The 13818-nt window shown below is 72.0% G+C and carries 15 protein-coding genes; 6 read left to right on the forward strand and 9 right to left on the reverse strand.

Annotation, left to right across the window (positions count from 1 at the left end; genetic code table 11):
* The first annotated feature begins 259 nt into the window (after window positions 1-259).
* Window positions 260-2302 carry a HelD family protein gene (locus ACFWU3_RS07745; protein ID WP_384432728.1) on the forward strand — a complete coding sequence of 681 codons (2043 nt, stop codon included), beginning with the start codon at window positions 260-262 and terminating at the stop codon, window positions 2300-2302.
* Between the two features lie 63 nt (window positions 2303-2365).
* Here ACFWU3_RS07745 and ACFWU3_RS07750 read toward each other — a convergent pair whose 3' ends face one another.
* The 3 genes from ACFWU3_RS07750 to ACFWU3_RS07760 form a co-directional block, all read right to left on the reverse strand.
* Window positions 2366-3064: a copper homeostasis protein CutC gene (locus ACFWU3_RS07750; protein ID WP_384432731.1), complete on the reverse strand. Its 699-nt coding sequence runs from the start codon at window positions 3062-3064 to the stop codon at window positions 2366-2368.
* Between the two features lie 251 nt (window positions 3065-3315).
* The gene (locus ACFWU3_RS07755; protein ID WP_328861014.1) at window positions 3316-3684 is read right to left on the reverse strand and encodes a DUF6479 family protein; all 369 of its coding nucleotides are present in this window, start codon (window positions 3682-3684) and stop codon (window positions 3316-3318) included.
* Between the two features lie 78 nt (window positions 3685-3762).
* Complete coding sequence (locus ACFWU3_RS07760) at window positions 3763-4416, reverse strand: maleylpyruvate isomerase family mycothiol-dependent enzyme (protein ID WP_384432734.1); 654 nt, start codon at window positions 4414-4416, stop codon at window positions 3763-3765.
* An 87-nt stretch (window positions 4417-4503) separates the two neighbouring features.
* Here ACFWU3_RS07760 and ACFWU3_RS07765 point away from each other — a divergent pair, with 87 nt between their 5' ends.
* Both ACFWU3_RS07765 and ACFWU3_RS07770 read left to right on the forward strand, forming a co-directional pair.
* Window positions 4504-5157 carry a hypothetical protein gene (locus ACFWU3_RS07765; protein ID WP_384432737.1) on the forward strand — a complete coding sequence of 218 codons (654 nt, stop codon included), beginning with the start codon at window positions 4504-4506 and terminating at the stop codon, window positions 5155-5157.
* A 97-nt stretch (window positions 5158-5254) separates the two neighbouring features.
* Window positions 5255-6490: a Cmx/CmrA family chloramphenicol efflux MFS transporter gene (locus ACFWU3_RS07770; RefSeq protein ID WP_384433066.1), complete on the forward strand. Its 1236-nt coding sequence runs from the start codon at window positions 5255-5257 to the stop codon at window positions 6488-6490.
* A 112-nt stretch (window positions 6491-6602) separates the two neighbouring features.
* Here the strand turns inward: ACFWU3_RS07770 and ACFWU3_RS07775 are convergent, their stop codons facing one another.
* Window positions 6603-6869 (reverse strand): DUF4031 domain-containing protein, encoded by a 267-nt coding sequence (locus ACFWU3_RS07775; RefSeq protein ID WP_384432740.1) that lies wholly within the window; start codon window positions 6867-6869, stop codon window positions 6603-6605.
* Window positions 6866-7222 (reverse strand): hypothetical protein, encoded by a 357-nt coding sequence (locus tag ACFWU3_RS07780; RefSeq protein ID WP_384432742.1) that lies wholly within the window; start codon window positions 7220-7222, stop codon window positions 6866-6868. The genes ACFWU3_RS07775 and ACFWU3_RS07780 overlap by 4 nt, the downstream gene beginning before the upstream one ends.
* A gap of 116 nt (window positions 7223-7338) precedes the next feature.
* Between ACFWU3_RS07780 and ACFWU3_RS07785 the strand changes: the two genes are divergently transcribed.
* Genes ACFWU3_RS07785 through ACFWU3_RS07795 form a run of 3 tightly spaced genes read left to right on the forward strand, consistent with a single transcriptional unit; the run spans window position 7339 to window position 10734 of the window.
* On the forward strand, window positions 7339-8256 hold the full coding sequence (locus ACFWU3_RS07785) for a MurR/RpiR family transcriptional regulator (RefSeq protein ID WP_313945628.1): 918 nt from the start codon (window positions 7339-7341) through the stop codon (window positions 8254-8256).
* An 11-nt stretch (window positions 8257-8267) separates the two neighbouring features.
* Window positions 8268-9227 carry an N-acetylmuramic acid 6-phosphate etherase gene (gene murQ, locus ACFWU3_RS07790; protein WP_356703948.1) on the forward strand — a complete coding sequence of 320 codons (960 nt, stop codon included), beginning with the start codon at window positions 8268-8270 and terminating at the stop codon, window positions 9225-9227.
* Between the two features lie 52 nt (window positions 9228-9279).
* On the forward strand, window positions 9280-10734 hold the full coding sequence (locus tag ACFWU3_RS07795; protein ID WP_384432744.1) for a PTS transporter subunit EIIC: 1455 nt from the start codon (window positions 9280-9282) through the stop codon (window positions 10732-10734).
* Between the two features lie 291 nt (window positions 10735-11025).
* On the opposite strand, the gene ACFWU3_RS07800 is transcribed toward ACFWU3_RS07795, so the two are convergent.
* From ACFWU3_RS07800 to ACFWU3_RS07815, 4 genes are all read right to left on the reverse strand, one after another.
* A complete protein-coding gene (locus tag ACFWU3_RS07800) occupies window positions 11026-11712 on the reverse strand; it encodes an ABC transporter ATP-binding protein (RefSeq protein ID WP_384433069.1) in 687 nt (228 codons plus the stop codon).
* 49 nt (window positions 11713-11761) lie between these two features.
* On the reverse strand, window positions 11762-13213 hold the full coding sequence (locus tag ACFWU3_RS07805) for an ABC transporter permease (RefSeq protein ID WP_384432747.1): 1452 nt from the start codon (window positions 13211-13213) through the stop codon (window positions 11762-11764).
* 87 nt (window positions 13214-13300) lie between these two features.
* Window positions 13301-13519: a hypothetical protein gene (locus tag ACFWU3_RS07810; protein WP_313949148.1), complete on the reverse strand. Its 219-nt coding sequence runs from the start codon at window positions 13517-13519 to the stop codon at window positions 13301-13303.
* Complete coding sequence (locus ACFWU3_RS07815; protein WP_313945623.1) at window positions 13516-13731, reverse strand: hypothetical protein; 216 nt, start codon at window positions 13729-13731, stop codon at window positions 13516-13518. The genes ACFWU3_RS07810 and ACFWU3_RS07815 overlap by 4 nt, the downstream gene beginning before the upstream one ends.
* Window positions 13732-13818: the final 87 nt, after the last annotated feature.

Genomic DNA, 13818 nt, shown 5'->3' on the forward strand with positions numbered 1-13818 from the left:
GAACCCTGCGGATGCGCGCGTACGACTCCAGACAGAGGCCGTCCCCTACGGGGAGGACGCTCTCGCGTAGTACTCGCACGGCCGGGCGTCGTGCTCGCGCCGCCCCGCGTCGCCCTCGCGCGAAATTCGGTCGCCCGCGCCCACCGCGCTGATTAGACTCCTCCGTCTTGCCCGCCTCCCGCTGAGGAGCGCCACCGCCCGGTCGGAAACCGGGTGGTCTGCCTGCCCAGATCCCTGCCGTAGCCGCCGGAGGCGACCCGTGCCCGCGCACGCCCCTGTACCCGACTCTGCCGACACCGACCCCCTGTCGCGTGAACGTGCCCATCTCTCCGCCTCGCGCGACGCCCTGCGCGCCATGCGGGAGGACGTCCAGGCCCTCGACATCAAGGACGTCACCGCGAACTGGGTGAACGCGGCGGTGCTGGAGGCGCAGATCGACGAGCGCATCAAGGCGCTCGCCGACCTCTCCCACACCCCGCTCTTCTTCGGCCGCGTCGACTACCTCCACACCACACAGGAGGGGCAGCGCTTCTACATCGGCCGCCGCCATGTGCACGACGTGGACGGCGATCCGATGGTCGTCGACTGGCGGGCGCCCGTGTCGCAGCCGTTCTACCGGGCGTCGAAGAAGGACCCGCTGGACGTGGCACTGCGGCGGCGCTTCGGCTACACGGCCGGCGACCTCACGGCGTACGAGGACGAGCATCTGAGCGATCCGGCCGAGGCGGAACGGACCAGCAGGCTCCTCCAGGCGGAGATCGAACGGCCGCGCGTGGGCCCGATGCGGGACATCGTCGCGACCATCCAGCCGGAGCAGGACGAGATCGTACGGTCCGGCCTCGGCGGCACCGTCTGTGTGCAGGGCGGCCCCGGCACGGGCAAGACGGCCGTCGGCCTGCACCGGGTGGCCTATCTGCTGTACGCGCACCGGGAGCGGCTGGCGAGGACGGGCACGCTGGTCGTCGGGCCGAACCGGTCCTTCCTCCACTACATCGAGCAAGTGCTCCCGGCCCTCGGCGAGTTGGAGGTGAAGCAGGCGACCGTCGACGATCTCGTGGCGCATGTGGAAGTACGCGGGACCGACGAGGCGGCGACCGCGGTCGTCAAGGGTGACGCGAGGATGGCCCAGGTGCTGCGCAGGGCCGTCCGCTCCCATGTCACGCTCCCCACCGAGCCGCTGATGGTCGTCCGCGGCTCCCGGCGGTGGCGGGTGCCCGCCTACGAACTGGAGGAGATCGTCCGCGAGTTGCTGGACCGCGACATCCGCTACGGCGCCGCGCGGGAGGCTCTGCCGCAGCGCATCGCGCACACGGTTCTGGTCCGTATGGAACAGGCGGGCGAGGCTCCGGACGACCGCGTGCAGGACGCGGTGGCGCGCAACCCCGCGGTGAAGGCGGCCGTCAAGGCGATGTGGCCGCCGGTGGACCCGGCGAAACTGGTGCTGCGGCTGCTGTCCGACGCGGACTTCCTGGCCGCGCACGCGGAGGGTGTGCTGACCCCCGACGAACAGAAGAGAATCCTGTGGCAGAAGCCGCCGCGGAGTCTGCGGACGGCGCGGTGGTCGTCGGCGGACGCGGTGCTGATCGACGAGGCGACCGACCTGGTGGCGCGGACGCACTCGCTGGGTCATGTGGTCCTCGACGAGGCGCAGGACCTCTCCCCGATGCAGTACCGCGCGGTGGGCCGGCGCTGCACGACGGGCTCCGCCACCGTGCTGGGGGACCTGGCGCAGGGAACCACCCCCTGGGCGACGGGGAGTTGGCAGGAGGCACTGCTCCACCTCGGCAAGCCGGACGCGGTGGTGGAGGAGCTGACGGCGGGCTTCCGTGTGCCGCGCGAGGTCATTGCGTACGCCTCCCGGCTGCTCCCGCACATGTCGCCCGGGCTGCGGGAGGTGAGCTCCGTGCGGGAGTCACCCGGCTCGCTGACGATCCGTGAGGTGACGGACCTGGACGCGGCGGTGGTGGCGGCGTGCGAGGAATCGCTGCGCCACGAGGGCTCGATCGGTCTCATCGCGGCGGACGGCCGCATCCCGGCGCTGAGCGAGGCACTCGCCGCGGCGGGCCTGACCTGGCTCACCCCGGGTTCGGAGACGACCCTGACGTCCCGGCTCACGCTGGTCCCGGCGTCGCTGGCGAAGGGTCTGGAGTACGACTACGTCGTACTGGACGACCCGTCGTCGGTGGTCGCCGCCGAACCCGACGAGCGCACGGGCCTGCGCCGGCTGTACGTGGCCCTGACCCGCGCGGTCTCGGGCCTCACCGTGCTGCACCGGTCGCCGCTGCCGGCCCAACTCGCCTAACGGGGACGGCCCGCGCCCGATGGGGGCGCGGGTCCGTCCGCCGGACGCGAGCCGGGGAACGACCTACGCGTCGAGCGCCCGGCGCCACTCCTCGACGGCGGCGGGCGCCACCGGCCTCTCCCAGCCGTCGGGCCGCGCCGCCCCGCCGATGTGGAACGCCTCCACGCCCGCTTCCCGCAGTACCGGCAGATGCTCCAGCCGCAGCCCGCCGCCCACCAGGATCTGCGGCTCGTAGCCCGGTTCGCCCGACCTCCGGGCCTCCGAGAGCAGAGTCGCCAGGCCGTCGTCGACCCCGTCGGGCGATCCCGCGGTCAGATATGTGTCCAGGCCCGGCAGGTCTGCCAATTGCTTGCGCAACGAGTCCCGGTCGGCCGCGCGGTCGATCGCGCGGTGGAAGGTCCAGCGGCAGCCGGGCAGTTCGGCCATCAGCCGCTCCACCGTCACCAGGTCCGGGTTGCCTGCCTCGTCGAGGAAGCCCAGCACGAACTGGTCCGCGCCCTCGGACCGCAGGCCGCCCGCCGCCCGGACGAGGGAGTCCACGTCGGCCGGCGAGCCCGCCGAGAAGCCGTCCGCGAGGCGGAGCATCACGCGCAGCGGGATGTCCACGGCGTCACGGATGCGGGCGAAGGTCTCCCGCGACGGGGTCAGCCCGTCCGCCGCCATGTCGGTGACCAACTCCAGCCGGTCCGCTCCTCCGGACTGCGCCGCGACCGCGTCCTGCGCGTCCAGAGCGATCACCTCCAGGACTGCACGGTTGCTCATGTGACCCCATCCTCCAGGGAGACGGCTCATATAGGTCTAGTCCAATGCCAGCGTAATGCGCATGTACCACGAAAGCAGCTGCACCCGAGGATCCGCGCCGGCCGAACCGCCGGCGGGGGGTGTGCATACCGCGTGAAGTACCCCATAGGGGCATAAGCCACTGGTCGGACGCGATGTGAGCCGTTGGTCACGCACCCCGCGCGAGCGGGAGCCGACGCGGGGCCGCGCCCGGGCGCGGCCCCGACGGGGACTCAGCCCCCGAGGCCGCCGCTGCCGAACGAGCCGCTGTGCGCGTTCTTCCCGTGCAGCGGCCGCTCGTCGGGCCCCTTGCCGGTGCTGTGGGTGCTGTGCGTGCGCATGTTGTACGGAAGGAGCCGGTCGTCGCCCTTGTGCGGGAAGGTGTCGTCGTCCTCCTCGCGGACCTCCTCGATGTGCTCGCGGTGGTCGGGCGCCGTGGGCTGCTCCTCGGGGAGCGGCGGAACGAGCTGCTCCCGGCGCCTGCCGTCCCACCACATGGCCCCCGCCAGGAGACACACCAGGATGAGCCCGAAAACGATCATCACTGCGATCATGGCGTCTGCCTCCGCCTCACTGGTCGACACACATGCCTTTGATCCCATTATCTCCCGGTATGGCCAGTTCACTCCGCCGCAGAGGCAGGAGCAGCGAAAGCAGCCGGTGGCGGCGCACTGCCCGTGTCAGTCGAAGAAGACCAGCTCCTGCTCCGTCGCCCCCGTGAGCTCGTAGCGCGTCCCGGTCAGCGGCCGGGCCGCCACCAGCCGGACCAGGGTGGCCGCCGACCCGCTGTAGACGGCGGGCTCCGGGCTGTCGGAGCCGAGCACCAGCGGTGCGTCGTGCCCGTCGAGCCGGGCGAGCAGAGGCAGCGACTTGTGCGCCCGGGTCAGGGCGGCCAGCAGGGCGAGCGCATGGGTCATCCCCTCCCCCTCGTACGCCCCGGGCTCCCCGAGAGCCGCCCGCACATCACCGGCGTGCACCCACTCGCCGAGCGCGATCTTGTCCAGCATCCCGTGTCCGGCGGCGGCCATGACCTCGCCCGCCTCGGTCATCCCGCGCTCCAGCTCGTCGACGACGCGGGCGTTGGTCCACTCCGCACGCTCGGCGATGTCGCGGTCGTTGGACGCGGGCGTGAAGACGCCCTCCTCGAAACGGTTGTCCACCACGCGCGTCAGCGCCGAGCTGCAGTGGGCCAGCACATGCCGCACCGTCCAGCCGGGGCAGCAGGTGCGCAGGGCGAAGTCGTCGTCGGGGCGGGCACGCAGCAGCGGGACGAGGGCGTCGCGCTCGGTGCGCAGCAACAGGCCGGGCAGCTCGGGATCGCGTACAGATTCCATGCGCCCAGCCAACCGCATCGCGGCGAACGCCTCCAGGGGCCGGGATCGGCCCGGCGGGACGCGAAGGGCACGAACTACAGTCGGCACATGACCGCCGATCTCCGCGAACGCTGGACCGAGGCCCTGCTCGCCGCCCGCCGGGGCCCGTCCTCGGCGAACGCGCCGGACCCCCTGCCGTACGCCGAGAATCTACTCGCACGCTGGGCCGAACCGCAGCGCTGCTATCACACCACCGCGCATCTGACCGCGGTCCTGGACCACATCGACACGCTCGCCGAGCACGCGGCCGACCCGGATCTGGTGCGCCTCGCGGCCTGGTTCCACGACGCGGTGTACTTCCCCGACCGCTCCGAGAACGAGGAGCGGTCGGCCCGCCTCGCCGAACGCGCCCTTCCCGAGGCCGGCCTCTCCCCCGAGGCGACCGCGGAGGTCGCCCGCCTGGTGCGCCTGACCATCACCCACGCCCCGGACGACTCCGACGCCAACGGCGCGGTGCTGTGCGACGCGGATCTGGCGATCCTGGCCTCCGGCCCGGAACCGTACGCCGCCTATGCCGCAGCGGTGCGCGAGGAGTACGGCTTCGTCCCCGAGGACGCCTTCCGTACGGGCCGCGCCGCAGTACTGCGCCAACTGCTGGAGCTGCCACGGCTGTTCCACACCCCGCACGGCGAACGCGTGTGGGAACCTGCCGCCCGCCGCAACCTCGGGACGGAGCTGGAGCTGCTCGGCGCCGCCGGCTGAGCGCCGCATCGGCACGGCCCCGACCCCTGCGGGAATGCAATCAGCGATACAGGTCGTTGCTGCTGTCATGCCCGAATCCGCCGAGCGCCGTTCCCGTATGCCCCTCGCCGTCTACATCCTGGGGCTGTCCGTCTTCGCGCTCGGGACGAGCGAGTTCATGCTCTCCGGGCTGCTGCCGCCCATCGCGGACGACATGGACGTCTCCATCCCCCGGGCCGGCCTGCTCATCTCGGCCTTCGCGATCGGCATGGTCGTCGGCGCGCCCCTGCTCGCGGTGGCCACCCTGCGGCTGCCCCGCAAGACCACGCTCGTCACCCTGATCTCCCTCTTCGGACTCGGCCAGATCGCGGGTGCCCTGGCACCGACGTACGAGATCCTCTTCGCGTCGCGGGTGGTCAGCGCCCTCGCCTGCGCGGGCTTCTGGGCGGTCGGCGCCGCGGTCGCCATCGCGATGGTGCCCTTCACCTCGCGCGCCCGCGCCATGGGCGTGATGATCGGCGGGCTCTCCATAGCCAACGTCCTCGGGGTCCCGGCGGGAGCGTTCCTCGGGGAGCACCTGGGCTGGCGCTCCGCGTTCTGGGCCGTCGCCGCCGCCTCCGCGATCGCGCTGGCCGGTGTCGTGACCCTGATCCCGCGCATCCCGCTGCCCGACGAGAAGCCGCGGCTGCGACGTGAGCTGTCGATCTACCGCGACCGTCAGGTCTGGCTCTCCGTGGCGATCACCGCACTCGCGGCGGGCGGTGTCTTCTGCGCCTTCTCCTACCTGGCGCCCCTGCTCACGGACGTCTCGGGCCTGGACGCCGGCTGGGTGCCGAGCGTGCTCGCCCTCTTCGGGATCGGCGCGCTGATCGGTACGACGGTGGGCGGCCGGGTCGCCGACGCGCACCTCTTCGGTGTCCTGCTGAGCGGCATCACCGCCTCGACGGTCCTGCTGGCGGCGCTGGCGCTGTTCGCGCCCAACCCGGCGGCGACCGTCGTGCTCACGCTGCTGCTCGGTTTCTCGGCCTTCTTCACCGCCCCGGCCCTCAACGCCCGCATGTTCAACGTCGCGGGCGCGGCGCCCACGCTGGCGGGCGCGACGACGACCGCCGCGTTCAACGTGGGCAACACCGGTGGCCCCTGGCTGGGCGGCACGGTGATCGACGCGGACTTCGGCTTCGCCTCGACGGCGTGGGCGGGCGCCGCGATGACGATCGCCGCGCTGGCCCTGGTCGGGATCTCACTGCGACTGCACGGCAGGTCGCGCGTGATCGCCTCCTCCACGCGACACGAGACGGCGGACGTGTCCGGCACCGTGCCCGGGGTCGGCGTCTGCCGCCCGAGCACCGATTGACGCGCCGGCGCGGGCACACTCATCCGGCCGCACGGCGGACACCTGTGGTGACCGCGCGGCGGACACCCCTCGGTGACCGCCTCCGGCCGCAGCCCCGCAGCCGGTCCGGCGCTCAGACCGCGCGGCCCTTCGGCCGCCGCAGCCCCGCCCCCGTCAGCAGGCCGACCACCTCACGGCTCGACACCTGCACCGCGCCCGCCGCCACCGCGTCCCCGTAGCGGTGCGAGGGGACGTCGTAGTGATCCCGCTCGAAGGCGGTGGCCGGGCAGCCGATCGACTGCGCGAACGCGTGCAGCTCCGCGAACGAGACGTCGCTGATCAGGTGCGACCACATACGGCCGTGGCCCGGCCATGTCGGCGGGTCGATGTACACCGTCATGCCAGACCGCCGACCCGGGCCACGACCACGCCCGCCTTGCCGCAGACCCAGTGCGGGTCCGCGCCCAGCTCCGGCTCCACGTCGAGGGCATGCGGGTCACCGGCGTCGCAGACCGGGCACAGCGGCCATCGGCCGTACCGCTCCAGGAGCGAGTCCTGGACATCCTGCGCGACCAGACCGGCGACGTACTCGACGCCCTCCGGCCACTGCTCCACCCACCAGCGGCGGTGGGTCACGGCCTCCTCGACCAGCGACACCACCGCGGCGTCGGCCACATCGCGGGCGGCGAGGTCGGCGAGGACCAGAGAGCGCGCCGTGTGCAGGGCCTGCTCGATCGGGTTGGCGTCGTCCATGCAGACATTGTCACCCAACCGGCCCCACGTCCGGGGGCCCGATGTGACGCATCCGCCCAGCTCTCCGCCGCGGAGGGGGGTTGACGACCGGCGAAAAGCGAAAATATCTTTCAGAGGTGACCAATCCAGTGAAGGAAATTTTCAGCGGCGACGCTCCGCCCGCCCCCGCCGCCCTCGCGGCGAAGGTGCGGACGCTCACGCCGTCCATGACCCGCTCCATGCAGCGGGTCGCCGAAGCCGTCGCCGAGGACCCGGCGGGCTGCGCGGCCCTCACGGTCACCGGTCTCGCGGAGCTCACGGGCACCAGCGAGGCCACCGTGGTGCGCACCGCCCGTCTCCTCGGCTACCCCGGATACCGCGACCTGCGCCTCGCGCTGGCCGGCCTGGCCGCCCACCAGCAGTCCGGCCGCGCCCCCAGCGTCACCGCGGACATCGCCGTCGACGACCCCATCGCGGACGTCGTCACCAAGCTCGCCTACGACGAGCAGCAGACCCTCGCGGACACCGCCGCCGGGCTCGACACCGTCCAGCTGGGCGCGGCGGTCTCCGCCGCGGCCACCGCTCGCCGCATCGACATCTACGGCGTCGGCGCCTCCTCGCTCGTCGGCATGGACCTCGCCCAGAAGCTGCTGCGCATCGGCCTCATCGCGCACGCCCACAGCGACCCCCACCTCGCCGTCACCAACGCCGTGCAGCTGCGCTCCGGCGACGTGGCCATCGCGATCACCCACTCGGGCTCCACCGGCGACGTCATCGAGCCGCTGCGGGTCGCCTTCGACCGCGGGGCGACCACCGTCGCGATCACCGGCCGCCCGGACGGACCCGTCTCGCAGTACGCCGACCACGTACTGACCACGTCCACCGCGCGCGAGAGCGAGCTGCGCCCGGCCGCGATGTCCTCGCGCACCAGTCAGCTCCTCGTCGTCGACTGCCTGTTCATAGGCGTCGCGCAGCGCACGTACGAGACGGCGGCCCCTGCCCTCGCCGCCTCCTACGAGGCCCTCGCGCACCGGCACAGCCCGCGCTCCCGCTGATCACCCCCCTCATGAGAAAGCCGAGCCGCACCTCCATGACCTCCACGTCGCCCGCATACGGCGAACTCCGCGCTCAGCTGGCCACGCTCACCACCGAGGCGTTCCGGCCGGAGCTCGCCGACATCGACCAGCAGTCCACCCTCGAGATCGCCCGCATCATGAACGGCGAGGACCGCACCGTGCCCGACGCGGTCGCCGCCCAGCTGCCGCGGATCGCCGCCGCCATCGACGCCACCGCGGAGCGCATGTCCCGCGGCGGGCGGCTGGTGTACGCGGGCGCGGGCACGGCGGGCCGCCTCGGCGTGCTGGACGCCAGCGAGTGCCCGCCCACGTTCAACACCGACCCCTCCGAGGTGCTGGGCCTGATCGCGGGCGGCCCCTCCGCCATGGTCAAGGCCGTGGAGGGCGCGGAGGACAGCAAGGAGCTGGCCGCCGCCGACCTGGACGGGCTCCGGCTGACCGCCGACGACACCGTCGTGGGGATCTCCGCGTCGGGCCGCACCCCGTACGCCATCGGCGCGGTCGAGCACGCACGCGCCCTCGGCGCACTGACCGTCGGACTCTCCTGCAACGCGGACAGCGCACTCGCCGCGGCCGCCGACCACGGCATCGAGGTCGTCGTCGGACCCGAACTGCTCACCGGATCGACACGGTTGAAGGCCGGTACGGCGCAGAAGCTCGTCCTCAACATGATCTCGACGATCACCATGATCCGGCTCGGCAAGACGTACGGAAACCTCATGGTCGACGTCCGCGCCTCCAACGAGAAGCTGCGGGCCCGGTCGCGGCGGATCGTGGCGCTCGCCACCGAAGCGGCCGACGAGGAGATCGAGGCGGCGCTCGCCGCCACGGACGGCGAGGTCAAGGAGGCGATCCTGACCATCCTGGCCGGTGTGGACGCCGCCACCGCCCGCCGTCTCCTCACCGAATCACGGGGCCACCTCCGGGCCGCACTCCAGTCCGCTCTCTGATCCGCCCCTCCCTGGCACGTCCCCCGCCCCCGCACAGCAAGGCACCCGCACCATGAGCACGATCGATCACAAGGCGACGGCGGCAGCGATCCTCCCCCTCGTCGGAGGCGCCGCCAACGTCACGTCCGTCGCCCACTGCATGACCCGTCTCCGCCTCGGTCTGCGCGACCGTTCCCTCGTCCGGGACGAGGAACTCACCGCGCTGCCCGCCGTCATGGGGGTGGTCGACGACGACACCTACCAGATCGTGCTGGGACCGGGCACCGTCGCCCGCGTCACCCCCGAGTTCGAGGCACTGATCGCGGAGGCTCCGGTCACCGCGGAAGCGCTCGCCGACCGGGGCGCGGCCATCAGGGCGGAGCGGAAGTCGCGCAACTCCACCCCGTTCAAGCTCTTCCTGCGGAAGATCGCGAACATCTTCGTCCCGCTGATCCCCGCCCTCATCGGCTGCGGCATCATCGCCGGTCTCAACGGCCTGCTCATCAACCTGGGTTGGCTGCCGTCCGTCACCCCCGCGCTCGCCGCCATGGCGAGCGGCTTCATGGCACTGATCGCGGTCTTCGTCGGCTACAACACCGCGAAGGAGTTCGGCGGAACCCCGATCCTCGGCGGCGCGGTCGCCGCGATCATCGTCTTCCCCGGCGTCGCCAACATCGAGGCCTTCGGCCAGAAGCTCTCCCCCGGCCAGGGCGGAGTACTGGGCGCGCTCGCCGCGGCGATCCTCGCGGTGTACGTCGAGAAGTGGTGCCGCCGCGTGGTGCCGGCCTCCCTCGACGTCCTGGTCACCCCGACGCTGACCGTCCTCGTCTCCGGCCTGGTCACCATCTTCGGCCTGATGTTCGTGGCCGGTGAGATCTCCACGGCCATCGGCGACTTCGCCAACTGGCTGCTGGCCAGCGGCGGAGCGGGCGCCGGCTTCGTCCTCGGCGGACTCTTCCTCCCGCTGGTGATGCTCGGCCTCCACCAGGCGCTGATCCCCATCCACGCCACGCTCATCGAGCAGCAGGGCTTCACGGTCCTGCTCCCCATCCTGGCGATGGCGGGCGCGGGCCAGGTCGGCGCGGCGGTCGCGGTGTACGCCCGTCTCCCGCACAACACCTCGATCCGCAACACCATCAAGTCCGCGCTCCCCGCGGGTGTCCTGGGTGTCGGCGAGCCCCTGATCTACGGCGTCTCGCTCCCGCTGGGCCGCCCGTTCATCACGGCCTGCGTCGGCGGCGCGTTCGGCGGAGGCTTCGTGGGCCTGTTCAACATGCTGGGCGACAAGGTCGGTTCGACGGCCATCGGCCCGTCGGGCTGGGCCCTGTTCCCGCTGGTCGACGGAAACAAGGGCCTGGGCGAGACGATCGCGATCTACGCGGGAGGGCTGCTGGCCGGGTACGCGGTGGGCTTCCTGGCGACGTACTGGTTCGGCTTCACGAAGCAGATGCTGACGGACCTGAACGCGGCGCCGGCGGAGGCTGCGCCGGACGCCGAGCAGCGGGAGTTCAGCCCGGCGGGCGTCTGACGACATCCAGCCCCGCCGGGGCCTGCGGCCGCACAAAATGAAGCCCCGCCACCTATGTGCGGCCGCACAAAATCAAGCCCCGCCGGCGAATGAGGCGCGGGACCAAAATCAAGCCCCGCCGGCGATTGAGGCGCGGGGCCCGGGGCAGCGCCCCGGCCAACCACCCGCACCTCTCGTCGCACGGCACACCCTGCGGGCGTGTCCTCAAACGCCGGACGGGCTGGAATTGCCTGACCCGCACATCCAGCCCGGACAGGGCAGGGCCCGCACATCCAGGCCCAGCCGGAAACCTCACCCCGCTGCCGCACGCTCCTCCATCGTCACCCTCCCCTGACGAATCACCGCCACCCGCCTCGCCCGCCCCGCCAGCGCCGAGTCGTGCGTCACCATCACGAAGGTGAAGGCGTGTTCCTGCCACAGGGACTCCAGCACCTCCATGATCTCGTCCCGCATCGACTCGTCGAGGTTCCCCGTGGGCTCGTCCGCCAGCAGCACCGCCGGCCGCTTGACCAACGCGCGCGCTATCGCGACCCGTTGCTGCTGACCGCCCGACAGCTCACCCGGCAGATGTCTCAGACGCTCGCCGAGCCCCACCGAGCCGAGCGCCTCCGCGGCCCGCTCCCGCCGCTCGGCCGTCTTCAGGCCGAGCGGCACCAGCGCGGTCTCCACGTTCTCCTGCGCCGTGAGCGTGGGAATCAGATTGAAGCTCTGGAAGACGAACCCGATCTTCTCCGCACGGACCCGGGTCAGCCGCGCCTCCGGCAGGCTCGCGAGATCCGTCCCGTCCAGGACCACGCTGCCCTCCGACGGCCGGTCCAGCCCGCCGAGCATCTGCAGCAGCGTCGACTTGCCGCCGCCGGTCGGACCCTGGATGACCAGCCGTCCGCCGTCCTCGATGGTGAGGTCCACGCCCGCCAGCGCGTGCACCGTGTCCTTGCCGCGCCGGTAGCGCTTGGTGACGCCACTGAGCTCGTACATCATCAACTCCTGTTGCACATGGATGAGAAGGGCTGCTGCGGTCACCGCGTCACTCGACGCGGCGCAGCGCGTCGGCGGGGCGGAGCCGGGACGCGCGCCAGCCGCCGAAGCCGCCCGCCACGAGTCCTCCCGCCACGGCGAGCGCGACGGCGAGACCGATCGTGGTGAGCGAGACCGGCGCGGTGAGCGCGATGTCGAGCGCACGGGACGTGGAGCCGGGGCCGCCCTGGACCGCCGGACCGGCGCCGAACATCCGGCCACCGCCCGCCCCGCCTCCGCCGAGCTGCGCGGTCAGCGTCGGACTGAAGGTCGTGATCAGCCACGCTCCGGCGAGCCCCAGCGCGATGCCGAGCGCGCCGCCGAACAGCCCGTTGGCCAGGGCCTCCCCGGCCACCTGCCGGGTCACCCGGCCGCTCTTCCACCCCAGGGCCTTCAGCGTCCCGAACTCCCGCACCCGCCGGCTCACCGCGGACGAGGTCAGCAGCCCGGCGACCAGGAACGCGGCGACGAGCACCAGGATCGACAGCCACTTGCCGACCCCCGAGGCGAGGTCGGACGCGGTGGACAGGGACCCGGAGACGGTGTCGGCCAGATCAGCCGATGTCGTCACGGTCGTCCCCGAGATGTTCTTCCGGATGGTCTGCTTCACCGCGTCGATCCGCTGCGAGTCCTTCGCCCGGACATAGACCGTGGTGACCTTGTCCTTGGCGCCGGCCAGCGACTGCGCCTGGGTGAGCGGCAGATACACGTTGGCCGCGGCGTCCCCGCTGTCGGCCGTCGCGATACCTATGACCTGGTACGGGACCTTGGAGATGGTGAGCGTCTTGCCGACGCCGAGATTCTTCTCCTTGGCGTACGCGCTGTCGAGCACCACGACCTTGGCGTTGGTCTCGGTCGCCTTGAACGTACGCCCGGAGGTGATCTTCGAAGAGGTCAGCGGGCCGAGGTCCTGCTCGGTGACGTCCGTCCCGTACGCGGTGTACGAGTCGACGTCGAAGGCGGCCCCGCCGCCCTGCACTTCGCCACCACCGCCGGTACCGCCACCGGGTCCGCCCTGTCGCGGCTGTGCGGGAACGGCCTCGCCGCGCCTGAACTGCCCGTTGACCTTCATGACCCGCACACTCAGTCCGCCCACGGCGTCGCCCACGCCGTCCTGCTTGCCGACCTGCGCGACGGTCGACGAGGCAAGCGTCTCGAAGCCCTGGACCATCACCAGGTCCCGTGCCTGATCGGCGGTGTCGTCGTCGTCCTGCGCGTCGAACTCGAACCGGGGCCGCCGCGTCGTCTCGCCCTCCCCGGGCGGCGCGGCGGCCTTGGTGACGGTCATGTCCGTGCCCAGCCCGTACAGCGATTCCAGGACCTTGTCCTGGGCGCGATTCATCCCGGACGAGACCGAGTTGACCACGATGACCAGCGCGATTCCGAGAGCGAGTCCCGAAGCGACGACGAGCGCCGCTTTTCTGCGGCGGCGCAGTTCGCGCCGGAGGTAGGTGAAGAACATGGCTGGAAGTTAGGCGGGTGGCGTGATGGCCGGTTGAGTGCGCGGTGAGAGAAGCATGAGAACGCCCGAGCCACCCTCACCACCCGTTCACGGCAGCCGGCCCTCCGCGTTGAGCTGCCGCACCCGTGCCCTCAGCACCTCGGCGGGCGGCGCCGGCCGTACGTCCTCGGGCGGGCAGTCCCACTCCCGCCCGCCGCCCACGGGCCGCAGCTGCACACAGGTACCGACGCGGCCCATGACCAGCCCCACGCGCCCGTCCCGGACATCGACGGCGTACGTGCCCGCCTCCGGCACCTGCCCGCTCACTTCTCCAGCCCCTGAAGCACCGCCGCAAGCCGCAGCGCGGTGTCGAGGTTGCAACGCCCCAGCTCCACCAAGGGATACGGCGCCGAACTCGCCAGCGACACCAGATCGACCCGCAACGACGGCAGCGTCACCGACACCACGTCGAGGCCCTGCCGCAACTGGGCCACCACCTCCTCGGCGGCCCGCAGCCGCTCCGCCGAACGCACCACCATGACCAGGCACCTCCACACTCAGTGTTTGCTTTCCTCACCCAGCGTGTCCGTCACTGGCTAGCCTGAACAGTGACGACGGCCCAACAA

Origin of the sequence: Streptomyces sp. NPDC058685, assembly GCF_042714725.1 — a bacterium.
Lineage (GTDB): Bacteria > Actinomycetota > Actinomycetes > Streptomycetales > Streptomycetaceae > Streptomyces.